At 54.6% G+C, this 25690-nt stretch carries 20 protein-coding genes; 11 read left to right on the forward strand and 9 right to left on the reverse strand.

Annotated elements, in window-relative coordinates:
* Window positions 1-6 precede the first annotated feature (6 nt).
* Window positions 7-1383, reverse strand: a complete 1377-nt coding sequence (locus AC2D8U_RS05250; protein ID WP_484618002.1) for an ammonia-forming cytochrome c nitrite reductase subunit c552 — start codon at window positions 1381-1383, stop codon at window positions 7-9.
* A gap of 9 nt (window positions 1384-1392) precedes the next feature.
* Window positions 1393-2631 carry an NnrS family protein gene (locus AC2D8U_RS05255; protein ID WP_484618003.1) on the reverse strand — a complete coding sequence of 413 codons (1239 nt, stop codon included), beginning with the start codon at window positions 2629-2631 and terminating at the stop codon, window positions 1393-1395.
* A 161-nt stretch (window positions 2632-2792) separates the two neighbouring features.
* Between AC2D8U_RS05255 and AC2D8U_RS05260 the strand changes: the two genes are divergently transcribed.
* The 4 genes from AC2D8U_RS05260 (at window position 2793) to AC2D8U_RS05275 (ending at window position 7268) form a co-directional block, all read left to right on the forward strand.
* Complete coding sequence (locus AC2D8U_RS05260; protein ID WP_484618004.1) at window positions 2793-2984, forward strand: hypothetical protein; 192 nt, start codon at window positions 2793-2795, stop codon at window positions 2982-2984.
* Window positions 2985-3300: 316 nt separating this feature from the next.
* The gene (locus AC2D8U_RS05265) at window positions 3301-3645 is read left to right on the forward strand and encodes a hypothetical protein (protein ID WP_484618005.1); all 345 of its coding nucleotides are present in this window, start codon (window positions 3301-3303) and stop codon (window positions 3643-3645) included.
* Window positions 3646-4947: 1302 nt separating this feature from the next.
* The gene (locus AC2D8U_RS05270) at window positions 4948-6039 is read left to right on the forward strand and encodes a calcium:cation antiporter (protein WP_484618006.1); all 1092 of its coding nucleotides are present in this window, start codon (window positions 4948-4950) and stop codon (window positions 6037-6039) included.
* A 290-nt stretch (window positions 6040-6329) separates the two neighbouring features.
* Entirely contained in the window at window positions 6330-7268 is a 939-nt protein-coding gene (locus AC2D8U_RS05275) for a LysR family transcriptional regulator (protein WP_484618007.1), read from the forward strand.
* 17 nt (window positions 7269-7285) lie between these two features.
* Here the strand turns inward: AC2D8U_RS05275 and AC2D8U_RS05280 are convergent, their stop codons facing one another.
* Window positions 7286-8941, reverse strand: a complete 1656-nt coding sequence (locus tag AC2D8U_RS05280) for a mechanosensitive ion channel family protein (RefSeq protein WP_484618008.1) — start codon at window positions 8939-8941, stop codon at window positions 7286-7288.
* Window positions 8942-9285: 344 nt separating this feature from the next.
* Window positions 9286-10326 carry an alpha/beta hydrolase gene (locus tag AC2D8U_RS05285; RefSeq protein ID WP_484618009.1) on the reverse strand — a complete coding sequence of 347 codons (1041 nt, stop codon included), beginning with the start codon at window positions 10324-10326 and terminating at the stop codon, window positions 9286-9288.
* 329 nt (window positions 10327-10655) lie between these two features.
* On the opposite strand from AC2D8U_RS05285, the gene AC2D8U_RS05290 reads away from it, so the two are divergent.
* Window positions 10656-11957 carry a tyrosine-type recombinase/integrase gene (locus AC2D8U_RS05290; RefSeq protein WP_484618010.1) on the forward strand — a complete coding sequence of 434 codons (1302 nt, stop codon included), beginning with the start codon at window positions 10656-10658 and terminating at the stop codon, window positions 11955-11957.
* A 296-nt stretch (window positions 11958-12253) separates the two neighbouring features.
* Here AC2D8U_RS05290 and AC2D8U_RS05295 read toward each other — a convergent pair whose 3' ends face one another.
* From AC2D8U_RS05295 to AC2D8U_RS05310, 4 genes are all read right to left on the reverse strand, one after another.
* Window positions 12254-13477, reverse strand: a complete 1224-nt coding sequence (locus tag AC2D8U_RS05295; RefSeq protein ID WP_484618011.1) for a hypothetical protein — start codon at window positions 13475-13477, stop codon at window positions 12254-12256.
* Between the two features lie 333 nt (window positions 13478-13810).
* Window positions 13811-14692 (reverse strand): sterol desaturase family protein, encoded by an 882-nt coding sequence (locus AC2D8U_RS05300; RefSeq protein WP_484618012.1) that lies wholly within the window; start codon window positions 14690-14692, stop codon window positions 13811-13813.
* 39 nt (window positions 14693-14731) lie between these two features.
* Window positions 14732-15796: a DUF2804 domain-containing protein gene (locus AC2D8U_RS05305; RefSeq protein WP_484618013.1), complete on the reverse strand. Its 1065-nt coding sequence runs from the start codon at window positions 15794-15796 to the stop codon at window positions 14732-14734.
* 664 nt (window positions 15797-16460) lie between these two features.
* Window positions 16461-16658, reverse strand: a complete 198-nt coding sequence (locus AC2D8U_RS05310) for a hypothetical protein (RefSeq protein WP_484618014.1) — start codon at window positions 16656-16658, stop codon at window positions 16461-16463.
* Window positions 16659-16912: 254 nt separating this feature from the next.
* On the opposite strand from AC2D8U_RS05310, the gene AC2D8U_RS05315 reads away from it, so the two are divergent.
* The 4 genes from AC2D8U_RS05315 to fabA all read left to right on the forward strand — a co-directional run bounded on the left by AC2D8U_RS05315 (window position 16913) and on the right by fabA (window position 21293).
* Window positions 16913-17317 carry a hypothetical protein gene (locus AC2D8U_RS05315; protein ID WP_484618015.1) on the forward strand — a complete coding sequence of 135 codons (405 nt, stop codon included), beginning with the start codon at window positions 16913-16915 and terminating at the stop codon, window positions 17315-17317.
* Window positions 17318-17656: 339 nt separating this feature from the next.
* Window positions 17657-18709 (forward strand): tyrosine-type recombinase/integrase, encoded by a 1053-nt coding sequence (locus AC2D8U_RS05320; protein ID WP_484618016.1) that lies wholly within the window; start codon window positions 17657-17659, stop codon window positions 18707-18709.
* Between the two features lie 246 nt (window positions 18710-18955).
* On the forward strand, window positions 18956-20689 hold the full coding sequence (locus AC2D8U_RS05325; protein ID WP_484618017.1) for a S16 family serine protease: 1734 nt from the start codon (window positions 18956-18958) through the stop codon (window positions 20687-20689).
* Between the two features lie 67 nt (window positions 20690-20756).
* Window positions 20757-21293 carry a bifunctional 3-hydroxydecanoyl-ACP dehydratase/trans-2-decenoyl-ACP isomerase gene (gene fabA, locus AC2D8U_RS05330; RefSeq protein WP_484618018.1) on the forward strand — a complete coding sequence of 179 codons (537 nt, stop codon included), beginning with the start codon at window positions 20757-20759 and terminating at the stop codon, window positions 21291-21293.
* A 133-nt stretch (window positions 21294-21426) separates the two neighbouring features.
* Here fabA and rmf read toward each other — a convergent pair whose 3' ends face one another.
* Entirely contained in the window at window positions 21427-21603 is a 177-nt protein-coding gene (rmf, locus tag AC2D8U_RS05335; RefSeq protein WP_484618019.1) for a ribosome modulation factor, read from the reverse strand.
* Window positions 21604-22102: 499 nt separating this feature from the next.
* Here rmf and AC2D8U_RS05340 point away from each other — a divergent pair, with 499 nt between their 5' ends.
* Both AC2D8U_RS05340 and AC2D8U_RS05345 read left to right on the forward strand, forming a co-directional pair.
* Window positions 22103-22606 (forward strand): TlpA family protein disulfide reductase, encoded by a 504-nt coding sequence (locus AC2D8U_RS05340; RefSeq protein ID WP_484618020.1) that lies wholly within the window; start codon window positions 22103-22105, stop codon window positions 22604-22606.
* Between the two features lie 122 nt (window positions 22607-22728).
* Window positions 22729-25650 carry a sialate O-acetylesterase gene (locus AC2D8U_RS05345; RefSeq protein WP_484618021.1) on the forward strand — a complete coding sequence of 974 codons (2922 nt, stop codon included), beginning with the start codon at window positions 22729-22731 and terminating at the stop codon, window positions 25648-25650.
* Window positions 25651-25690: the final 40 nt, after the last annotated feature.

Here is a 25690-nt window from a genome sequence, read left to right on the forward strand (position 1 = left end):
TTGACCTCAAGGCCGCTGACGGGTCGCGTGCGCTGGCGGCCACAATGGTAAGATCACCGACTCAATGTAGGCGCGCTTGTCATCGCTCAGTTGCTCGATGGGCAGAGCGATCGCCGCCTGTGCCCTGGCTTTGCTGGAAAGATCCGGGATCGCCACGTCAGTCACCTGCAGCGCACCCAGCAGGGCGTCGAGCCGTTCTCTGGCAAACTCGGCCCGCTCCAGCGCCGAGCTCAGCAACCTCAGGCCCTCTTTCGGGTTGTGGGCCCACAGGCCGTGTGAGGCCACGGCATAGTCCCAGCGCCATTGGCTATGACGAATGGCCAGCAGGGGTTCGGCCATCTGCACCGGTGTCGCGCCGGCGTCCCAGGCGGCGCCCGCCCAGTAGTGCACTTCAACCAGAGTACTTTCTACTTGGGTGCGGATCGCCGCCATCTGCGCCCTGGCCTGGCTGATCTGGCCCCAGACATCCTGCTTCTCGCTGTGGCACTGACGGCACACCGACTTGAGCTCGGACTCATGGCTTACGATCTTGTGCTGATGGTGCCGCTGACCCGACTCATCCTCCTGCAGCGGCATATGGCAGGTGATGCAGGTGACGTTGGCCTTGGCGTGGCCTGTGGAGCGCCAGGTTTCGTATTCCGGGTGGCGGGCCTTGAGCATGGGGGCGCGGGAGATGGGGTGGATCCACTCGATAAATCGGCGTTCATCGTAGTACTTCTCGATCTCCTCGGCGCTGGCGCCAAACATCCAGGGAAACACCACCTTGTTGTGGCTCTCCGGTTGGAAGTAGTAGGTGACATGACACTGGCCACAGGTTTGTGCCCCTTGCCACGCGGTGTTTTGCTTGTGGAAGGGCTCGCCCAGATAACTCATGGCGGTTTCGGCCTGGGGCCGGGCCAGGCGCAATGCGTTGCTGCCTGGCTCATGGCAATCGCTGCAGCCGATCACCTGATGCATTTGCGGCCCGAGTTGATGAAACTCCTGTTCGGAGAACGCGGCCTGGCCCAGGACTCGGGTGAGTTTGGCGGCAGAGGGGCCTTTGCAGGTCCAGCAGCTGGCTGAGGGCGCCTGTCCGCCGTCTTGGCTCGGCGTCGCCGTGCGCAGGGTTTGGCTGACATCCGACAGGGCAAACTGGTGTCCCCTGGGGCTGTGGAACTCTTTGGCGTAGGCGGTACCGGCCCAAAGGATCACGAGTGACGGTCGTTGGGCCAGCAGGTCGTCGCGCTCGCTGTGTTCGGCAGTGGCCTGCCACTGCCGGTACTGAGTCGGATGCGCTTCGCCCTGACGGGCGTTGTCCTCAAACGCCGTCGGCGGTGTGCATCCTGCCAGCAAGACCACAGCGGCAAAGAGGGATGAAAGAGCGAACCGAGTGTGAATACCCATCCTGATCTCCTAACCCGGTCGCCCATCGGGACGGGGCCGGAGCAAATACGGCGCATAGCGCAGGGCAAACCAGCCAAAGGCACCAAACCAGCCGATCATCGCCGACCAGTGCCAAAGCGCCACGTGCCCTGGCCACAGGATGGGAAACAGCCCGCGGAGCAGGGCAGCGGCGGCGATCAGCGCAAAGGGCAGGGCCATATTGGGGCCGGCGTAGAGATCGTGACCGGTATGGCCCAGGGAAACCCGGGCGATCATCGCCAGGGTCATGCCGCCGATCGCCCCGACGGCCAGCAGGTGCAACAGCTGGCGCTGGGCAAAGGGATCGTCATGCCACCAGGCCATGGCCAGCAAGGCGGCGGGAATGCTCAGGTAACTCAGATGCAAAGACCAAAGCAGCGGCTCTTTCAGGGTCTTGCCGCCATTCCAGCGGGCCAGGCGGCTCAGATGCAGCAGCGCGGTGATCGCCAGCAAAATGGGATACAGCACTGGGCGTAACGGCTGCTCCAGCGCGTAACCCAAAGTGAATGGCGGCAGGGCGAGCAGCGCCAAAGCCCCGGTGGTGAGCCACACCGCCCACTCCTGCCAGGGGATGGGTTCGGGCTTTGGGATCTTCAATCGCACCGCGGTAAAGAAGGGGATCACCCGGCCGCCGATCAAGGTGATCATCAACACCATCCACCAGATCATCCCCTGCCAGAGTGAGAACAGCAGGGTGAAGTCCGGCACGGTCAGGGCGTAATAGCTGAGCAGGTTGATCAGGGACGCCAGTACCAGTAGCAGGGGAAACACCATATTGCGCTGCTGCTGGACCCGCCACACCATGCGCCACAAGCGACCGGCGGCCAACAGCAGGAACAGGGTTTCGGTCAGCGCCGCAAGCCACAGGGGGGCACCAAACAACAGGGCAACCCGGGTCGCCAACCAAAGCAGAAACAGCCCAAGCAACCCGTTCCCTGTGTAGGTGGGCTGCTGGGTCCAGGTTTTGGCGGCGGTCAGCAAAAACCCCACGACGATCGCCATGGCGTAACCGAACAGCATCTCGTGAGGATGCCACCAAAGCGGCGAGATCTCGGTGTAAAACGCCTGGGGAAACGGATCCAGCCCGCCGGTTCCGGCATACCAATGCATGACCCACAACAGCAGGGCGAGGCTGGAAAACAGGGCACCGAACAGAAAGAAGGGGCGAAAGGCGAGATCCCACAAGGCCCAGCGGCGGTTCGGTTGGCTCGGTTCATCGATGTTAAGCATTCAGGCTCCGGTGGCGAAGGCGATAACACGGGGTTACGAGATGTGGGCTGCACATCGGCTTTAGCCCAGCATAGTGCAGGAGGTAAGGCCAAGACTAGACTGTCTATCGCGCTAGTTGCTCATGCGAGTACGGTCGGCGTGAAAAGCAGCGATACAGGGGCATGATCCATGAGTGTAGAGCGCAGCCTGATCGGTCTGGCGTAAGTTGGCGACCGAGTCACTGCCGGTCGGGCTGCCCATGGCATGCACGATTCTCCCGTTGGTGTTTCTTTAATGGCTATACCAGTGATCAGGTACCCGCCAATCTTATCCAGGCGCAGCGGGATGACCTTGGTGCTCACACCTATGAGTGAACGGACAAACCCAGGGAGCGATGGCGAAATGCCTACCCGTCGAGGGGGATGGACATCCCATAACGGCAAAGCCATAGAGGTGTGTAACTGTCATGGAATAGGGCACTTGAGTGGATAAAACAGATTCAGGACTGTCAAAGTTGTCATATGTAAAGACCCTGATTTAATTGGATTTTTACTTAGTGGTCTTGGTTATTTGCGTAGCGTGATGCGGGGCAGACCAGATTATCGCTTACCTAAGTCCGATTACCGTGGAAAAGGTGATTCGATGATCTAGCCTTAAGTGTCTGCCCGTGCAGTTCCCGAGGAAATGACGATGAAAACACGCTCTTCTTTAGCTCCAATGTTCTTCTTTCTGTTAGCTAGCTCTACAGGCGTGAGCGCCGATGGGTTTGAGCCCGTTAATCAGAGCCCTGAATCACTGGTCACCTGTGCAACGGCCGACTTTCATGTGGTACTCAGTCAATCCATCGCGACAGGCGTCAGTACCGAATCGTGTCGATCATACGCTTCAGGTGGCCCTGACAAATGCGCACCTTGCATCGTGTCGCTGGAGGAACAGGGCTGCAAAGTGGTGGATGTTGAGGTGGCCAATCAAACCCGGGAAGACGGCTCGTTTGGTGCTTTGGCGACATACATGTTGTCCTGTAAGAAACCTTGAGGCAAAAACAAACAGTGAGTGCGACACGGGCGACAGCTTCAATCGCACGGATATCGAAAAGCAGCCTCACGGCCGAACATCCGCAGAGAGTCAGCTAAAGGACTTTCGCCAATCAAAGGCCTGTGAAGGGTCGTGCGCACATTGCGCCCATTTAACATAATATACATTGTGCGCAGTTAGGTGTGCAGTGTGACAAGGGGGGCTTAGAGGCTAAAGAGTCACCGCCCAATCCAGGCGCCGAGCCGATGCCCGATAGGCTCGACTTTAGCCCAGCGGACCGGTTCGTCGCTTGGCGCCTGCGACTGATGACCGATACTAATGATCAATGCTAAACGCACAACCCGGTACGCTTTATTAAATAAGTCATCGCGCTGTTCGTTACCGGTTGCCGGATACACCGACCCTAGATCAAGGATTAAGGTCCGACGGCTTCAACTACGGCCTTGAGTGATGCTTTTAGTAAGAATTTATTCGCCGGTTTTGCCCAAGCACCACTGATCGGCGCTCCGTGCCAGGTTTTAGTCGCGGATAGACACAATGCTGGACGATGTCGGTGACGGAACACTGTGGTGTTGTGCGATTGGCTCTATTCAAATGAGTCGATGCCGGACTATCAGGGAAAGCCGTTTAGGCAGTGCATGGAAGATGATCTGTACTGATGCTCTTGTGCTGGCTGATTTGTGCTGGGTACGAAAAGGCTGCCTGCCCGGGCTGATCTGGCGCTCAACCCCGACTTTCCTATAAGTCGGGGTTTGCTTTTTCTAGAAATGCTCGGAACTGTTTGGAATCATAGCAATACGTGCCAGGGTTTCCTCCAGTATATCTCCAGTAATATCTGTCATTGAAAAGTCCACTTTTCAGCCAAACAATCAAGAATATCATGAGAACCGCTTCGTTCACTTCTAATGGTTACGCGGGGGATTCCTTTCAAGCCCCCTGCCCCCGTGGCCTGAAGCCACCCTTTCACGATGCGCTTTCATTGCGGTCAATCTGTCCATATCCCACTACCACGTTCGTCCTTGCTACTGCGGAAGCCTGCGAGATCGGACCGTTCTGCCAAGAATGAATTTCTCTAAACCGTCGTAGAGCCGCCCTTTCGACCTTACCCTTGCCGCCACCATCAGAACGGGAGCGGATCGCCCTCTGCGCTTACACCTTCGGACCCTGAAACAACCATCGGTGCTTTCTGAGGTGACATCCCCTATTGCCTGCTTAGGGCGATACCGAGCGGCAACGCCATGCTGGGCTTGTGACGCCGCAGACAGCCGCGGTTGCCATTAGACGTTTTTAGAAAGGTTCGACATGTTCAAAACATTACGCAAGGAACACACGTTCTTTTTGGGGATCTGTGTTGCCCTGTTTTTCAGCTTGTACGGCAATGTCCTGCTGACCAATAGAGTGCCCTTGGTGCCCTATGTGATCACTACCGGCCTCCTGCTCTACGTCGTTATGGACGCAATTTTTGCGGTTGTTCGCCATTCCGATGCTTTAGCCATCAAACTGGGCGACCCCTATGGCACCCTGATACTGACGCTGGCTGTGGTGCTGCTTGAGGTGATCATGATCTCGTCAGTGATGCTCACCGGCGGATCAAACCCTGTGATGGCCAGAGACACCATGTTTGCCGTGGTAATGGCGTTGCTCAATGGCCTGATCGGCATTTCATTGTTGATTGGCGGCCTGCGTTATCGCACTCAGGCATACAACCTGGATGGCTTAAAATCCTATCTGGTTGCCATTATTCCGTTGGCGTTCCTCTGCCTTATTCTTCCCAATTTTGTCAGTAAGAATAGCTTTGGCAGTATGTCCGCCAGTCTGACCTGGATGCTGGTGCTCTCCTCCATGGCGCTTTATGCTGTGTTTCTGTTTGTGCAGACCAAAAGCCATACCCACTTTTTTATCGACGCCGATCATAAGGATGAGAAGAGCCACCATGGCCCGCTGGAGAGCAACACCTACCACGGGATCATGCTGGTGTGTTACCTGCTTGTGGTCATCGTCCTGGCAAAGAGCCTGGCCATCCCAATGAACGACAGCATCAGCCGTCTTGGCGCCCCGGCCGCTTTGGGCGGCTTATTGGTTGCCCTGATCGTCCTGGCTCCGGAGGCCGTCGGTGCCGTTAAGGCGGTGCTGTCAAACCAGTTGCAGCGCGCCATGAACCTGTTTTTTGGCTCGGTGCTGGCAACCATCGCGCTGACGGTGCCTGCGGTGCTGCTGATCTCCTCGGTCATGAAGGAGCCCATCAGACTCGGACTGGAGCCGGCTGAAATGGTGCTGCTTTGCGCCACCTTGATGATGACCTGCGTCAGCTTCAGCAGCGGCAAGACCAACACCCTTAATGGCGTAACGCACCTGATCCTGTTCGTTGCCTACATCATCCTGATGTTTGACTGAGGGTCTCTGCGCTGGTTTTGTCGTAGGCAAGGCAAAACCGGCGCTGTCTTTGGGCAAATGCCGCTGCCCTGTCCCGGCTCATTACCTTGCAACTGTGCCCTCTCCTTTCGCACAGATCCTCCTGCTGTTTCACCCACTGAACTGAGCCTCCGGTGGCAACTGGACCCGGTAAGCAGAACCCGTTAACGTGAACCGATAGGCTGAGAACACAAGGTGTTACACTTGTGTGCGTCTTAGCCTTGCCCTTTGCTGCGATAACGCCATTCGTTCAAGCTCACGAGAAGAAAATGATGAAAAAGATACAGGATCTGGATCTGAATTTACTGAAGCTGTTGAAGGCGGTTGTCGAGACTCGGAATACTCATGCCGCCGCCGAACAGCTTGGGATCTCACAGACCAGCGTCAGCCGCGGCCTGGCAAAACTGAAAGATACCTTTGGCGACCGGCTGTTTATCCGTAAGGCACACGGTGTGGAACCGTCTGAGTTGGCGGTGAGATTGGCCGAGGCGTCAGAGCAGATGCTGACCCCCATATTGAAGGTCATGGGGTCCTACCAGGACTTCGAACCAATGCAGTTTACTGGTGAGATCAAGATAGTCATGAACCTCTACCTGCTTGAGGTGTACGGTGCGGGGATCTTCGAAGCGCTTAGGAAAGTGCTGCCCAATGCCCGATTTGAACTGTGCTATTGGCAGCCACAATCCTTGTCGGCGGTGCTCGACGGTGAGATAGACTATCTGCTTAATTTTGAAGGGTTTAGGATTCCCCAGGATATCTATCAGCATCGACTCACCGACATTGAACTGTGCCTCGTTGCCCGCAAGAACCACCCGGTTTTGTCGACCACATCGGCGTTGGAACAGATCCATTCATTGGCCATCGCCCGATTGATTATTGATGGCTTCAACGCAAAACACGCGCCTATCGAACAGTTCTACCGCTCAAAAGGCTACACGGCGCATTCCGCCTTGGTGACGCACAGTGTTCGTGTCTTGCTTAGCCAGTTGAAAACCTCGGATACCATTTTGTACGGCAGCAGCTATATGCAACAACTCGAGCCTGAGCTGGCCACCTATCCTTTGCCGCAAGTGCCGGAAGCGATGCGGTCGTTACAGATCAACGGGGGCTATCTGCAAACCAAGCGGGGTTATCCGCTCAATCAGCTGCTGCAAGAAACGGTCGCCGGCTTTTTCCAGCATTTGGTTCAGCCCAATACGCCTCAAGGATGAGGCGTATTGGGCTGGCGTTAACGGGAAGTGTTGAGGCGACTGGATGAGGTTCGTGCCGGGTAAGGCAGACTGTCTTTGATATCGTACTTGTACTCATAGCTGAAGTCCGGGAACGGGTAATTCTCGGTCTCGTGCCATTGCTTCACTGTCTCCGTCGCCTTTTTCTTCAGCTCTTCGTCCAAACTCTCCAGGCGGCCGGCGAACTGATATTGATTGGAAAACGCCAACTGGGCACCCACTGCCTCCAGCTCCTGCATGACCATAAACAAGACGTCTTCCTGAATGGCGGTGAATTCCTCATGATCGCGGCAGCGAATGTAGGCCAGGACACTGACCAGGATGGCAAACTCCCCTACCCCGGCAAAACGCACGCGGACCGGCTCCTCCTCCAGTTTGGGGTGTCTTAGCAACACGCGTCGAACATTGACCAGCAGCAGTTTCAGTTGGTCCTGGCTCAGCTCAGCGCGGAGCCGCAACACATGCTCCATGCGTCGTTTATCGCGCCGCTCCAGGTTGTCGATTTCCATGTTGGCAAACTCGGAGTTGGGGATGGTGATCAGCGAACGCTCCAGGGTACGGATCCGCGTTGAGCGCAGTCCGATGCTCTCGATGGTGCCGAGCTTATCGCCGATTTTGCACAGCTCCCCAATTTTGATGCCACCGTCGGCGTACAGCGTCAGGCCGTTGATCACATTCTCCAGCACCGGACGTACCGCCAGCGCGACGGCCAGGCCGCCGACACCGATACCGGCGAGGATGGGTGAGATGGAAAAGCCGACAAACTCGATGACGTATATCCCGAGGATCACGATGATAAGGCCGCCGAAGATCCGCGCCAGTACGGTCACCAAGGAGGAATCGACGTGTTTTCCATTGTGCTTGTTGAAGGCGTAGATCATGGCAAGGTAGTTAAACAGCGCCATGATGAGCCAAGCGATCACGAAAAACTGAGCCAGAATGAACAGCATTCCGAGGAGCTGGTAAATACCCCCGGTCACCCAGATCCCATCGTCGATGATCCAGCGCATAAGGAACAGGTAGAAGACGATACTGACCAGCGCGATCAGTTTCCCTGCTTGCCACTTAATTCCTCTATTCTCAAACCGCTTGTTCCACCGTTCACCTACCCAAAAGCTCTTTTTAATGAGCACTTTGGAGAGCCAAAAAATCAACAAAAGAGCCAGCCATTGCCAGGCTGGAAGTGGCCCATAGATGGTCTTTAGCTGTTCAGGCAGCGCGTCAATCGCCTTTCTTGGCAGCAGTGGGCCTGGTGTTACCAGAAACTCCTGGTAATAGTCGATGCGATCGACATCTCGGTACGGCAAGCTGCGCATCGAACGATACCAGATGGGTAACTGCTGCATCGTCGTGCTCGAGAATAGGTACTGGCCGGTTCGATCGCCCATCTGGTGTTTACGGATGGTGAGATCGGTGCGGGCAAACTGCCATTGTTCAAGGGGGAACTGGGGGTCGGCGAGATCGGGGGCGCTCGACAACAGGTCGTGATCAAACCGGTCGAGCAACTCTTTCAGAAGCAGAATGCGCTCCATCACGACGACAGTGCGATTGCGGTTGGGGATCTGCGAGAGATCCATGGTCCTCAACGCCTGTTGGTAGGCCTGTTGGGCCGGCTCGGAGTTGAGCTCTTCGTTTCGCCAGTGCTCGATCAACACGTCCGAGGCCGCAAGGAAGCTGGCAACCGTTTTCTTGGGGCTCGACGTGTCGGCTAGTGGCGCTGCATAAACTTGCGCGACGCTACTGAATGACAAACAAAAGAGGAAAATGAGGAGTGATGATTTAGACATAACTCTGCCGTGGGAAAGCGCTTAAGAACAATGACGTCGCACTGGCTTGGGGCCAGAACCGAAGGCGCCAGTGATGCCAGCCATATGCGTGTTGACCGGCGCCCCCAGATTGCCGCGTAGACAAATGTCCTGTTGGAAAACGAACGACAGACTGTGTGTGCTTGCATTGTCTGGCCCGTTCGGCCCCAAACAGGTCGGTTATAATTACGCTTTTAGTTGATATGAATATTGAAGAACTGCTCGATCTCTCTGATCGCGTCCTCGGACTCCGGGATATCGTCGATCAGGCCCAGCATATAATCGCCATGAGACTGGCCGTCATACACGTGCAGGGTCGATTCAATATCAGCACTTCTCAGCATGCGGTGCATGCGAACGGTATCGCTGAGCAGCAGATCCCGGGTCCCGGTAAAGAAGATGGTCGGCGGAAACGCAGTGATCTCAGCATAGATGGGTGAGATCAACGGGTTGTCCAGTGTGTCCTCGCCGGCATACAGGTCAAACGTGCTCTGGATCAGACCATCGCGTTGGCCAAGTGGATCGAGCCCTTGCAGTACCAGCCAGGAATCCGATGTGTGCTTCAGATCCACGGCCGGAGTCCCTACATACAGGGCGCCGGGCAACGGCAGATCCTTATCAATCAGCTTCAAGGTGGTGGTCAAGGTCAGGTTTCCGCCTGCTGAGGTGCCAAAGATAGCGGTTTCTTCCGGCTTTTGCGTTTTGATCAGCTCCTGATAGACGGCGACGGTATCCTCCAAGGCGGCCGGAAATGGGTGCTGCGGTGGTTTCCGGTAGTCGATGGAGATCACCCGGGCGCCCACGCCATGGGCAAGCCAGGTGGCCTCTCGCAGAGCCGCTTCGCCACCGCCAAACACGAAGGCGCCGCCGTGGATGTGGATCAGCCACTTATCTTCATACTGTGGATCCACCTTGTTCGGGGTCAGGAAAAAAGTATCCACGCCGGCAAAGGTTTTTGCCTCAACGCTCACGCCCGTGCGCTCCAGTCCGGCTAGGGAGATCTTGATCCCTTCTTGATTAAAGACCTGCTGAAACTTGAGCCACTCCGCTTCTGTGGTCGGAACTGGTGCCACGGGTATGGCCTTGCGGCTGTCGATCACCTGAGTCAGTTGCGGCGACATGCCAACGGGCGTGGGGATGGTGCGCTCGGCCATCTGGGTGTTGGCAACCGCGGGCACAGCGGCGATGCTGGTGAGCAGTGCCGGTACGATAAACCGCTTGGATAATGGCTTCATGGTGTCTCCTCGATGTGATGAATAGCCTGCGTATGTGTAAGCTTGGTGAGCATTATCTAGGCCGAAGAATGTGACGCCCATGAATTAGAGAAATTCTATTTTGCAGGACCGTGTGAAGCGGAATTTCAATGAAATACGCCTCCCCGGCGTTAACCCATGGGAGGCCTGTCCAATGCCATACAGTGCGAGCTGGGGGTGTTGCCGCAGCAATAGTCACCAGAGTGCGTAAGTCTTCATTTTATGGAAAGCTGTATAAATATACAGTTTTGCTTGAGTCGCAGCCTTGGGACCGATAGCATCAAGGGATCGCAATCCACTGCTTGATCCCAATGCCAACCCCAGAGCTCAAACTGCCCGCCTACCTGCCCTACTTTGAAGCCATCGATCGCTTTGATGGGGGGAACCTCTACGTCAACCAGCACATTGCCTGGCTCAGCGCCGGTGGGATAGCTGACGCCGGTTACCTCTATGAACTGGCCATTGCCTATCTGAATGAACTCAAGGCCAACCCCAACAACTTCAAGTCGGCGCGCTCCGAGATCACCACCTTTCTGATCTGGTGTTGGGATGTGGACGGGATCGCCCTGTCCGACGTTACCCGCAACGACATGAATCGCTTTCTCAACTGGTGTTCCTCGCCGCCACCTGTGTTGATTGCCGATGCCCAGAGACCGCATTTCGTTGATAACAAGACGCTGGCGATGCGGGTGCCTAATCCCAGGTGGCGGCCCTTTGTCAATCGCCTGCCCAAAGGGATGGGGACGACCCATGCCCTGCCCTACAGTCGTAAGGCGTCGGCCACCAAGCATCAGCTGGCCGTGTTGTCGGCCTTCTATCAGTTCCTTAATGATGAGGACTACTGCGATCGTAATCCGGCGGCGCTGGCGATGCGACGGGGCCGGTTCAGGGAGCAACGCTCGCCTCTGGAGTGGCAGGATGGCGAGCAGAGCATTAAGGCGCTCAATCCGCTGCAACTGGCCTATCTGTTTAAGGCTGTAGAGGAGTTGGCGGCGGAGGACCCGGGACGGCATGAACGGACGCGTTTTCTGATCACCCTGCTGTTTTCTACCTATGCACGGATCTCTGAGATCGCGGCGCGCGCCGGCTATGCGCCCGTGATGTCGCAGATCCGCCGGGATAAGAATGGAGAGACCTGGGGCTTTTACATCCCCATGTCGAAGAACGGTAAGGCCAGAACCGTGGCGGTCAGTGATGCCCTGCTGGCCGCGGTGAAGCGTTACCGAACCCACCTGGGTCTGTCCGAGCTGCCCTCCCCCAATGAAACCTTGCCGCTGCTGGTCCGCCAACGCGTGGCGCAGCACGGGCGGGATCCGCACACGCTCAATGCCAATCTTGGGATCAACGCCATTCGAGATGAGGTGGAGCTCGTGTACCGTCAGGCCGCGTTGCTGCTCGACAGCGCAGGTCGGCCCCACGATGCGGCAGAACTGCGTACCATGACGGTGCACTCCCTGCGCCATACCGGGATCAGCGCCGACTTGGAAAAAGGCCGTTCCCTGCACCATGTGATGGCCGATGCCGGCCACCAGGATATCGGCATTACCTCCCGCTATATCACGGCGTCTTATGTAGAGAAATACGAGAGTGCCAAGCATAAGGGGCTGGAATAGCTAAATGGCCGTTCCAGTCCCTTGTGCTAGCCCCCGGCAGTGCTGGTTACCGGGTGCCGAGGAAACGGCGCTTTTTGCAACTGGGATGGCCCTGGATCCTAAAGGCCGGAGCAAAGTCCGTGATGTTTGGGCTTACGCGAAAGTGGAGCATATTTAGGATCGGCTATTTAGAGGTGTTGTTGAAACCTTTGTTCTGCGCGGTGCAGCGCCTATGGTTGGACCTTGCCGCTTGTCCGGTCCCCCTCTCGGTGAAGACCATAGAAAAGGGACCGAAGCCCCTTTTAAATTGGTTCAAATTACAAAGGTTTTCCAACAGGCGGGTGGATCTGGACATTACCACCGTCCAGCTCACCGACGCAGGCAGCCACTTCGTTGCCACCACTGTCTTTGATCACCATGTTGATCTGATCTTTGTCGTTGCCTTTTTTACCGGACGGTTCGCCAGCGTCGAGCAGGTAGCCTTCACAGGTGTAGCCGGACTGGTTGTTGAAACGCCCTTCACATTGGAATACCAGGGTGTCGATCTCATACCCCTTCTTGCCACCGGGTTGCTGTGGACCGGTGCTGCCTGAGTCCAGGCACTCTACGACTTCGATGGCATTGGTGTGGAATTTGTCTCCATCATTTGCGCCGTCATGAAAGTTGACCTCGAAGGCACCGCTGGGTGGTGGACCGATATTTCCCCCAAAGGTGCACTGTTTTGGCCCGGAAACCACTCCCGCATTAAAGAAGCCACCAGTGGTGACCCAGCAGGGACGAACCAGCTCTTCTTCGAAGACCACACCACTGACGGCGCCTGAGCCATTGAGGGTGATACGCATAATCGTAACGCCCTCAATCCCGATCTCTTGAATGGTATTAAGGCCATTATCACCCACAGCATTGAGGGAGATCATCTTGCCAACGGCTGGCAAATTGGGTCCATACAGTTCTACCCGAGCACCGCTTTCGCCCTCATCTTCATCGATATCTATATAGCTAACCGAATTGATGGTGACACTCTTACTGCGTTTGAGTTGAGTAAAATCAAACTCCATATATTGGCCCCTACGATCATCATCGTCAGGATCCAACACATTCGCGTCTTGACTGTCGATATTGCCACTGGCATTGGTATCTATTAAGCCAGCCACTTCGTTGATGATCAGCACATTCCCTAGGCTTTCATCATTTTGATAGGGAGAGCCAAATTCACCACCAGTGTTATCACCTGGATCGTCGTCGACACCCGGTCCGGAGAAGTCTTCATTGGGCGTACCGAGATCATCGTCGCCCCCCGTGGGTTGACTACTGTCAAAGATCACGGCGGCATTATCATCCGAGGAGAGACCTGGATTGAATCCAAATACACCAACGGTTCCCCCGCTTGTACCGGTTAAGCCTTTGTTTTCTCGGAGTTCGCTGACAATCTCACCAGCTTGCAGATTTTCGAAATCAATCTCGGCGGCTGAGGCCTGATTGGCCATGATCAGCGCATTGCTGAGACAGGACAGGACAAACATACTTCTCATAAACTTCATGCTGTTCACCTAACTGCGTCCATCACATCGAAGAAAAACCAATGGGTCTGAAACGGTAACAGTTTAGGATCTTCCATGGGATTGTGGTTTTATCCCGTCAGAACCGCGTTTTTTAAACCATTGAATTTGAGTGTAATATTATTAGCCTTTAGCATGAATGGATTAATTGCATACAGATCATTGTGTTCTGATTAGACCGTTCTTAACTATGGCAATATGAATTTGCTATATAAAACTCTACCAGTGAGCCCGTTTCTTTCTAACCCAAATATCTTTTATCGGAAACAGAGGCTGGGTAGATAGCCCAGTCGCTCTATCCATGATATTAACGGCTTAACTTTCCCTTGGGGAATTGCCTTTATCTGAGCCAGCCTCAGGGGGCCCGAATAGGGTACGGAATCGTTGGGAGACAGTTCGGTTGGGGGCGAAACCCTCTCGGAGCATCTGCTCCCACTCTTTGAAGGTGACGCGCAGCGGATTAAAAGTTTTCACCGGTTTGGTGATCCCATAATCAACCGTTTCGCCTTCAGGCTCAAAGGTGCCAAACAGACGGTCCCAGAGGATCAGGAGGCCCGCGTAATTTTTATCAATATATTGTGGATTACGACCATGGTGGACCCTGTGGTGCGATGGTGTGTTAAAGATCCACTCCAAGGGACCGAGGGAGCGGATCGCCTGTGTATGAACAAAGAATTGAAGTGACAGATTAAGCAATACGGCCAAAACCACCCATTGTGGCTCAAAGCCAAGCAACACCAGAGGGAGCCAAAACAACCACATCCCCGCAAAGGGATACATCAGACTTTGCCGTGCAGCCGTGCTGAAATTCATGCTTTCTGAGCTGTGGTGGGCCACGTGGGCGGCCCACATCCAGCGGATCCTGTGGCTGGCACGGTGGAACCAGTAGTAGCAAAAGTCCTGCAGGAGGATCAATAGGGCAAAGCTCCACATCGCCATTTCGATATCGAACAGGCGCCAGCCGAACAGCAGCAAGTAAAGCTTGCTGATCAGCAGTCCGGTGCCGATATCCGCCAGTTGATGCAGCCCCATCAAACTGAAGTTGCAAGCCACTTCCCCCAGTCGGTAACGCGCATTATCAGGCAGTTTTTTTAGTCGATTCGCCCAATACCATTCCGCCCCCATGAACAGGAGAAAAACCGGTGTGAGCGCGAGCAATAGGTACTCGGGATGCTCTATTAAGGATTGCAAAGACATCCTGTCCTCCGCTTCATTCGGCTTTTCTGGGGGGCACGACTACCAAAGAGCATAATGGTCTTCAGTCAAACCCAGTTGATGATCTATCCGATGAACCGTGCCGCTATTGTCTTTGAGGGTGCCACTGAACTCACCAAGGTATTGACGGAAATTACTTTTTAACAGGCCCAAGTTGCGCTTCTCAGCCCGGCAGGCTTTGGGGGTGAACTGCAGATCCACCTGGCCGTTCTCGGCTTGGATCCGCCAACGGCGCATCTTTTCTTCGCCGTGAGGACGGCAGAGGTGAAAATGCACCGGTCCCAACAGGTGGCGCTGGCCATCGACCCAAAGGACGTTCTCCGTGGTGCCGGTTTCGTTCACCCCACAGGCCAGATTGAGCCCCAGTCGCAGACCGCCTGGCAGTTGTGCATTAATATTGGCCCAACGCCAGTTAGTCTGGCGTCGCATGTAGCCCGCCGAAAAATCGTAGCTGGCCAGGGTGGAGCCAAGATCTTGTTTCTTACCCTCGACAGAAAGAGACCCTGTTACGGTCTGGGTATTATGTTTCTGCGTGTATGTCCAGCCGTTGTAACCGGTAGGCGTGCATAGTGCTAGAGGCAGGCTCAAAGGGAGTGGGTGCAGCTTGAGTTTGGCCTGAATATCTATGGCATCAAGTGTCACTGCCCAATGGCCATCTTGGATCGTAAATTGGAGTTGCCCGGCTCGCCCCGCGATGGCCGACACTCCGGAATAAGGCGAGGGAGACATGGTGGCGCCGACACCCAGTGGCTTGAGCCAACTCGCATCCCGGAGTTTGCCGGAGGCTCGGTGGTAGCGATAGCAAAAAGCGCTGGTCACATAGCGAATGTCGGCGATTGCGACTCCGAGTATATACTCAGGTGTTACCAGGCTTACGAACTGAAACTGCTTGTAGTGGAAGTGTTTGGCTAGGGCCGAAGCCGGCTTATCCATTACTGTACGGTAGTGAAATTCCGATAAGCCCAGTGAAGGAACAATACCGTCAAAGTGACCAAAAATCGGCTGTCCCGAGGGGCTCATCAGGCAAGCAGGAAGCTCCTGCGTCGCCATTGCCGACGGGGATCTGTCCATTTGGAGTCGACTCATCCTAAGTCTCCCTAAAAACCGAGTAAGCTAATTACTCTAATTTGATAACCAAGGGTTGATCAAAAAGCCAATGAGATCAATCTCCTTAGCCAATCGATTCGCTGTCCTATTTTCTGTGTCGCCGATCCTATCTGGTGATGTACTGGTATGGTGTTGGTTGGACGCTCAATCCTGACAGGTTTGCCAGATCCTTGATCCCCATATCGTGGCATTCCCTTGAAACGCTGATTGGTTACGCCAAGGCTATTGTCTTGGGACTTTGCCTTTGCCTCCTATAGACTTATCCCAACGAAGCCAAGGACCTGTCGGAACGCACCTTAATCGTGATGAGGCCAGTGCGTTTGTAACCGGCGACATTGCTGAGATTACTGTCTGCGTTAAAGGAGATGTCGCACGCCTTAGCGATTAAGGGCGAAGCACAAGATGCGCTAGGGTTGGTGGTGATTGAGCCGAGAAAAAGTCGATCGTTTTCGCACCAATTTTGGACCGATTGATCGGCAGCCCAACATCCAGCCCTATCTTAGATCTCTAGAATAGGAATTTATGTAACAAGTGGCCTGTAAATAGCCACCCTGGTGTTATGTAAAATGAGGGCTAAACAAAGCTTTATGGCGTTGGTAACTCGCACCATCTTTCGAATGGTAATAGAGATTCCGAGGTATCCTTACTTTCCTTGCTGCTCTAGTTCTAACTTTGAAAGTTCATTAAGTATTTCCTCCATCGTCATATCCTCTTGGCTGTGATCGATACCTTGCTGTATTAACTCATACAGATCGTAGTGATTGGACTGAGTGCGGTTGGTACGAACCCCATAACCCAGCTTTGCCGCCCTTTCGGCGAGCACATTGAAGCGTAATCCCATGAGTTCTTCCCCTTTAGTCGTTTCCGTTTAGTGTAGCGCAACAATTCTGCTCCCTCATCCATTACCACATGTGGTAATGGGCCGTGCAGGAGCGCAGGATATGAAACGAGATCAGAGCATCGAATGAATACCGAACTATGCTGGGCGAATAAGTCGGCTAACTTTGCGTTTAGCATGTAAGGTAATGATTTTATGGGGCGCTTCTTCTTACCACATGTGATAATGCCAGGGTAACGACCATTTGGAACACACCCATGCCTAGAGCCCTACCCCTCGATTCCCAGTTTGTTTCTTTTTTACTGACGCGCTCCGATGCGTTCTTGAGTCGATACGCCAGTCTTACGCAGGTTGAGCCCTGGCGACAACGCATCCAAAAACAGTACCTGCCACACTGGCAAGAGCTGGAGTTTCATGATCCCGAGCAACTCGAGCAGCAGATCCGAGAGTTTGTTGTACTGACTTTTGGCGAAGGGCGATTACCCATGCTCCGCCGTCGTTACGCCACGCAAAGGCATAGACAGACCAAGCAGACCCGTACTGTCGAATTGGATGAACGGGCGCTATCTGCCCTGGAGCAGATCAAGCGGACGCACGATCTTAAATCTCTATCTGAAGCCGTGCTCTGGTTAGCTCGACGCCCTGCTGTCGATCAGCCATAAGACTCTAACGGCCTTCGAGCCGTATCGCACCTTCCCTAAACACGCGCCAAGATGGCGTGAATTTCTATCCCTTCCGTTATGTTAAATGGAGCTTGCATTTGAAAGTGCCCCGCCATCGGTGCCATTAGCTGTCCTTCAGTAGAACGCCCATTGGTTTAAGCGGGACACAAACCCATCTCCAATTGGACACGTCGATTGTTGTTTGTCCCCTCCTCCGGACGTGTGCAGAACCGGAGGAGATCGGAACATTAGATCCACTAATTACCGTTAGTTGATCTAATTGCTAAACTCCTATACCATTGCTAACCTTATGTTTTACTGTGGTTTTTAACCTTACTCATGATACTGAGTGATCTACCCGCTCTCCAGGCGCCGCGCCAACTGCCCAGCTTTACAGCCGCTGTCGACGATCAGGATCTTCAACGACTCGGAGAGTTCCACCGAGCCCGGCTTGCAGAGCGCTCCTGGCAGGCACGCCAGTCTGATCTCCGTCAATACCTGATCTGGTGCCAGTATCATGGAGTTCAGCCCAATACCCCGACCTCCGCAGATGTATGCCTTTGGCTTGCTCATATGGCGACCAACGGTCGAATGAATCGACTGCGTTACTGCGCAACAAGCAATGACTCCACCCTCTATCCCGGTTCGGCTCTAGCGATCCGCTCTATTCGTCGGCGTCACTCCTCCTTGAAATGGTACCTGGACCAGTTGATGACCCAGGCCAACAACCCGGCTCGTGACGATCTCGTTGTGCAGCAGTTGGCAGGAATAAGTCGATTATTGCCGAGTAAACCCAAAAGAGCCCCCGGCCTGACGTCGTCCCACCTACCCCAGGCATTACAGCGGATCGAACCAGAAGGGTTTGTGGCAAAGCGTGATCGTCTGATCCTTGCCCTAGGCTTTGCCGGTGCATTGAGGATCAGCGATCTGGCCGACTTACAGATCCAGGATATACAGATCCAGGCCAAGGGGTTGGTCCTAGGTTTTGAGCAACGTAAACGCAAAACAAGCTTTACCCAGATCAGCATTCTGTCGAGTGAGGATCCCCATCGATGTCCCAAGCATTTACTTCAGTGCTACCTGCAGGACTTGGATGACTTTAGCGGCCCCTTGATCCGCAGGGCGAATCGAAACGGCTTGCCGTTACGCCGAGCCTTGCATCCCCAATCCATCGCTCGGATCATAGAGCGTCGTGGCGCTGGCCTGCTGATCCGAAATGGACGCTTTACCGGTCATAGCCTGCGTCGTGGTTTTATTGATTCGGCCCTAGGGAATGGAGCACCGATCAGTGAAGTGATGAAGGTTTCCGGACACCAGGACCCCAAAACCCTGATGCTCTATCTGGATGATCTTGGCCAGTTCAACAATCACGCCGGCCGTGGCTTGTATTGATGCTGGACTTTGCGTGCACGGAAGGTTCTGTTGGCCTCAAAACTGTGTCGGTGTGGGTGTTTAAACCTTTAGGTATGTAGGCATCGAAGGCATACCTGAGTGCGCTCATGACGAACTCCTCATTCTATTTACACCCTCAGACAAACCCATTCGCCTCCGTTGCAAGAAAACCATCCCCTGTGTGGGTTAAGTCCCTGTGCCATCATACGGATATGGTATATTGACGGTTTTGCCCCTACGGAGTTAATGTCCTTGCACTCATTGCGTCTCGAACCGCACCGCCTCTCCCCGAGATTTGAATTTGGCGATCCGACTCAGATCACGGATCTGGCCCCCTGGCTTTTGGGTCAGCAGCGCTGTCTCAACGCTTGGCAGCTGTTCCAACGTTGCGACGAGCAGCACCTGTTCCTCTCCACCTTTCCTGGTTTCGACGCCGAAGCCTTGATCCAGGCACTCTATCAAGCACATCCGTTGGCAGCACAACCCGGAGCATTGGTCGCGGTGGAGCAGAGTAACGGACAGAGCCTAGAGAAGATCTCTGCCCAAGAGGTTCAAACGCCACAGGTGGGTCACACCCTGTTGTGCGCGTTGGAGGGGATCCGCTTTGTCGATCAACCCCTTTCCCGGAAAACATTGCTGGGAACCATCGATAAGCAAGGTCATTATCATCCCGGACTGTTGGCAAGTTGCGAAGTGCTCGTGATCCCTGCAGAAGGTTTGCTGGACAAACCCTCTCGCTGGACCCTTATCAAAGAGGCACTAAAACGTAACTACCTCGCTTTTAGCGGCAGCCCTGTTCGCATTCCCCTAACCTGCAAGGTTGTGGTGCTTGGTGATGCCCTGGCCTATGACACTCTCAATGCCTACGATCCTGAATTTGCCGATCACGTCAGCCTGTTGGCTGAAGCTCAATCGGAGTGGTTCGTTGACAAACCCACCGACACCCTGGACTGGGGGAATGCCGCACAGGCGATCTGCCACTACTACACGGGTCGGAGCCTCACCCCATGTGGCCTATTAAGACTGGCTCGCTACGCCAGCCGTTTATGCGAACATCAGCGCCGTCTGACCCTGGCCTGGCATCAACTGGGACAAACCCTTGCTCAGATCTCACCCAGTATCGAACCCATCAGCCAAGCCGATATCGATGCTGCCCTGGATGCCCTGAGTCACCGCCATAACAGCGTTGAGATCTATGCACAGCGTAATGTCGAAGAAGCCCTGGTCAGAGTCGACACTGAAGGCAGCAAAATAGGCCAGATCAATGGCCTCACGGTTGTTGACTATTTTGGCCATAGCTATGGTGAACCCGCGCGCATTACCTGCTCGGTCCACTATGGTGACGGGGAAGTCGCTGATATCGAGCGAAAATCTGAGTTAGGTGGCAACATACACGCCAAAGGTATGATGATCCTGTCGGCCTGTCTCTATCGGATATTTGGCCAGGATGAGCCCCTCCACCTCAGCGCCAATATTGTCTTCGAACAGTCCTATCAGACCATTGATGGCGACAGCGCCTCCATGGCCGAGTACTGCTGCCTGATCTCCACCATCGCTAACGTTCCGGTCAAACAATCCCTGGCCCTCACCGGTGCCATCGACCAGTTTGGCAATGTGCAGGCGATCGGCGGCATTAACGAAAAGATCGAGGGTTTCTTCCATCTTTGCCGTTACCGTGGCCTTACCGGTGATCAGGGCGTGATCCTGCCAAATGCGAACCTCAGCCAGCTTAATCTCAGTGATGACGTGATCGAAGCGATCGAAGCGGGTCAATTTCACCTATATCAGGTCGACAAGGTTGAAGATGCCCTGGTATTGCTCACCGATACCCAGGTCGGTAAAGCCGACGACGATAACCGCTTTGACAGCAAAACCCTGTATGGGCTGGTGCAAAGCCGACTGGATGCCATGGCCGGAAACGAACCTGAGCCGCCCCGGTTACTGAGCCGTTTACTGCACAAACTGCTCGGTACTAGCTGATCGGAGTTGTATGGCTTACACCTGTTCGCTATTCTGTCGCCAGTTTTTCATCTAGGAAGAAAGCATAATGCAAGTGGGTCAAAACCAAGAAGTAAAAGCCAGCAGTTTTGATAAAGAGGCACTGGTACGCAGTGGCCATGGCCAACTGTTTCAGGACACCTCTCCGCGCCTGCCCAAAGACAACATGCTGATGCTCGACCGTATCGTTGAGATCAACGAAACCGGTGGCAAGTATGGTAAAGGTGAACTGATCGCTGAGCTGGATATCAACAAAGATCTCTGGTTCTTTGACTGCCACTTCGAAGGGGATCCGGTTATGCCCGGTTGCCTTGGCCTGGACGCCATGTGGCAGCTGGTTGGCTTCTTCCTCGCCTGGCAAGGTGCGGAAGGCAAAGGCCGGGCCCTGGGTGTAGGGGAAGTAAAGTTCACCGGACAGGTGTTGCCTGAAGCGAAAAAAGTGACCTACCACATCCACCTGAAACGCACCATTCATCGTAAGCTGATCATGGGTCTGGCCGACGCCACCCTGTCCGTCGATGGTCGCGAGATCTACAACGCCACTGATCTGAAAGTGGGCGTTTTCCAGGATGTCTCCAGCTTTTAACGGCTTCCCCTTTCTTCTAAAAACGGCCCTTAGTGGCCGTTTTTTGTTGTGCGTTCCGCAACAACCTCACCCTCTCAAGCCAACTCTCGTAGCCATAGACAGCAAAAAGCCCGCTTTGGCGGGCTTATAGGGATTATTTAGTAAAGAGTCCGGTTATTCGTCCATCTATGGCTTCACGCCAGCCACCTAACCATTGCATTTTGATATCGACCGACTGGTAAGGACACTCCTCTTTCGATCGACCGGATAGTCCGGCTTGAAACCCGCGGGAAAAAGCCCGCTCCATCTTATCCCGTTTTTGTCTCTTCATTGGCATTCCATCCCTTTAGACAGTGATGTTGCTTCTGCGGTAAGGCCAAGGGCCTTGGACAATATTTGCGCTTTTATACAGCCAGATCAACCCAAAAAAGTGCAAATGATCGCCGTTAAAGGTTAAGTCTCTGACTCTTTTAGATTACTTTTTTGACGGCTGATCCTCACCCCACGAGGGTATCGAACAAGTGGTACGAGTAACCGGACCTAAGGACTCTTTACCACTCTGGTGTTTGCCCCCTGTCGTGCGCCCAGCGAGCCAGCCTTCAATGTCCGCCTCCGCCACCATGGATCGACGACCGGCCCAATGCTGACCCTATTAAATTACTGTAAAACCTAAACACCTTTACGAGCCATTCTGACAGACTTTGCGTATCGCCTATCCCATTTAATCGGTCCGTAATCTCTCGCTCTCCGATTTAAAGCTGTGTCCGGTGCCGGACAAAAGACACGGGCCTTGCAGGTAGTCATAGGGACTCTATGTTTCCGGGGGCAAGATGAAAGCGTTTTTCACCGTCATTTTATGTCTGTACACACTCCTTTTTGCCAGCAATGATGCGCACGCAGAAAAGGGGCAGCTCCATCTTATCGTCTTCGTTGATCTTCAAGGCGATCCCACCGGAACACGCCGAGATCCCTCCCGCGCTCAGATCCCCGTGGTAAAAAGCCTCCAGCGCCAGTATGACGACAGGCTCACGCTTCACTTTGTCAACGCCACACCAGCAGCGAAGCTAGGGACAGCCGCAAACAATCAAGTTAGCAACTTTGTTTATGACTGGGGCCTTACCCCGTCGGCCCTACTGCCAGCAGCTCAAGGGGCTGATTTAATGGTGGATTACCAAATCCACACCCTTCCCACAACCCTCCTGCTCAATGAACAAAGACAGCTCCTGTTCCGCTGGGAGGGGCTAACACCGGCACAAGAGTTTGCTTTTACCCTACCGCAAGCCTCGGAGCACTCTCAGACAAACCGCACAATGGGCGGGACGGAGCTGCCCTAGCATGCCCTGCCCGACTCGAAACCTAGGTGCCCCTGAATTTGTTGTTATACCTGGCCACCTCGGCCCGATACCAAGGAGATGCGTATATGATAACAACCCTGATACGAAGGACCGCTCTTCCCATGTTATGCCTCGTCGGCGGCTTTACCAGTAGCGCGCTCGCCGATGACTACCAGTGCTATATCCTGGCGGGGCAATCCAATGCCGACGGCTACGCCGTGCGCAATAAAAACAAGCTTGCCTACGGCACGGTTGACCCTGATACGGATCTCTTCGATCTGGTCCAGAGTCAGTTTCAGGCGGAACTGGGCTTGTCCCCTTCATTAACCAGCGCCTTTGACCGAGCCAAGATCTTCAAAGGCAGTTACGGCACGGGCAGTGGCAACTGGCGTGCACTGACGGCCAAGAAGGGGATCAGCTGGAATGGCCAACGGTTCGGGCCCGAAACCGCCTTTGGTGACTGGATCCTCAACAACACGGATACAAGCAACCTGTGTATCATCAAGTACGCCATGGGCAATACCGGACTGGACCAGACGGCGGACCGGGGAAACGGCTTTTGGGATCCTCGATTCAATGGCACCAATCATTTTGACCACTTGATAACGACCATAGATAACGCCATCGCTGCCTTCCCCGCAGAAGATACCATTGAGTTCGCCGGGGTACTCTGGATGCAGGGGGAAAACGACTCACGAGTCACCACTGCGGCCCACGCCTATGCCGATAACCTGACCCACCTGATCCAAGATCTGCGTCTAGCTCTCCAACAACGAGCCGCAGGTAACGTCCGTCTTCGCGTCCCCAGCCTGCCTGTCGCCGTCGCCAAGATCCACGCTTCCTGGTCAGGTGCCGAGCTGATCTGGTCGGCCGTGGATTCGGTGACACAACAGCTTAAAGGGGTTATTGCAGTAGACGGCATGGACTTGGAACTGCTGGCCGATGACGGCGATGGTGACGCCTTTATCCACTACAGCACGAAGGGGCAGCTTGCCCTGGGTAGCCGCTTCGCCCAGGCCCTGGGAAACCTGCCCCTGCGCAGTTACTACGTCGACTGTGGCGCGCTGGACAACGGCACCGGCAGCCTCGACGCGCCCTGGAACCATTTGCAACCTGTGAATGAACTCGTCCTTGGTGCCGGCGATCATATCCTGTTGAAACGGGGAAGCCAGTGCACCGATCAGCAACTTAGCCTTTCCGGGGAAGGCGCACCCGGTAATCCCATAGTGATCGATGCTTACGGTAACGGCCCCAAACCCCTTATCGCCGCCAATGGTCTGTTCGAAGCGACTGTGGCGCTCTACAACAACCAATACATCGAACTGCATAACCTGGAGATCACCAATACCGGGAGTGATGTTGGTTATCGCAAAGGCGTACAGGTGGTCCTGCACGATAAGGGCACAGCCGACTACTTCCGATTGATCAACCTGACGGTCCACAGCGTCAACGGACGAGACACCTGCACTTGGGATGGGGGGGAAGGAACAAAACACTGTAAACATAACGGGGGTATCACCTTTGAGATCTCCCCTAAGGGGGGCGGTACAATCCCGACCAAATTTAATGACGTCATCCTCGACGGCAACCACATCTATAGCGTCGATCGCACCGGGATCTACTTTAACTCCTACTGGAATGATCGGCCGGAACTGCGTGACGGTGGTGGCCCCTGGCTGGGCTCTACCGAAGTCATTATCAGAAATAACATTGTCGATGATGTTGGCGGCGATGGTATCGTGCCCCACCACACTCAGGGTGCCCTCGCCGAATACAATGTCATCTCCCGGTTCAATATGCGCTCTGCCGGTGCCAACGTAGGCCTCTGGTGCTGGAACTGTGATGACGCCCTCTATCAATACAATGAGGCTTATCAGGGTGGCTGGAATGGAAACCTCAAGGACAGCCAGGCATGGGACATTGATGGCGGCAACATGCGCAACACCTATCAATACAACTATTCCCATGACAACAAAGGCGGCATGATCCTGATCTGCGGATGGGAAACCTCTGAAGACAACGTGATCCGGTACAACATCAGCCAAAATGATGGGGATGACATTATCCACATCGGCTGTGATGACACCCACAACACCCAGATCTACAACAATACCCTCTATGTCGGTGAGCCGGTACAAACCCCTGCCAAGGTGATCAATATTGATCCCAGTTGGTTGGCCACCCTGGGCGGCACCTCCCTCATCGCCAACAACCTGTTTTACATCACCAGCCCGGATGCCAAATATAAACTGCCCAGCAATCACCAGGCGCTGTTTGATGCCAATCTCTATTTTGGCATCGCCCCTTCCGGTAGGATCCAGGACCTCAATGGCGTGATCTCAGATCCCCGGCTTAAGGATCCCGGCTCGGCCGCCCAGGGCATGGGCTCAGTTTCTGGTTATCAGCTGTTGGCAGGCTCCCCCGCACTGAAGGCGGGACGGATCATCAGTAACAATGGAGGCCAAGATCACTGGGGCAACCCCCTGCCCGTCGACTGTCCTCCTGATATCGGAGCGCACCAGTTAACCTCAGTGTTCGAAGCCTGCGGGGTGTCTGAGCCGATCTTGCTTCCTCAGGAAAACTGGTCACTCCTATATGTCGACAGCGAGGAGTTAATCGGCGAATTTACTCCCGCGGCCCATGCCTTTGACGGCGATCCTTCGACCTACTGGCATACCGAGTGGTCTTCCAGTGCGCCCGACCATCCCCATGAGATCCAGATCGATCTGGGCGCCCACTACACTCTGAGCGCCTTTCACTACACCCCACGCACCCCGAATGAGAACGGTGCCATCAAAGGCTATGAGTTCTACGTCAGCGATACCCCTGATGTTTGGGGAGAGCCGGTCGCCAAGGGGGAGTTTGCAGCTGAACTGATCACCCAGGTGGTTCAGTTTAATGCCAGCTCAGGGCGCTACATCCGTCTGCGTTCACTCAGCGAGATCAACGGTAAGCCTTACGCCGCCATTGCCGAGCTTGCGCTCCTGGGCCACTTAAGCAAAGTCGTAAATCAGCCGCAACAAGCGTCAAACACCGAACGCTAGCAACAAGAAAGGGACCCGAGGGTCCCTTTCTTAATGGGCT

The organism is Ferrimonas sp. YIN67, from assembly GCF_057219095.1.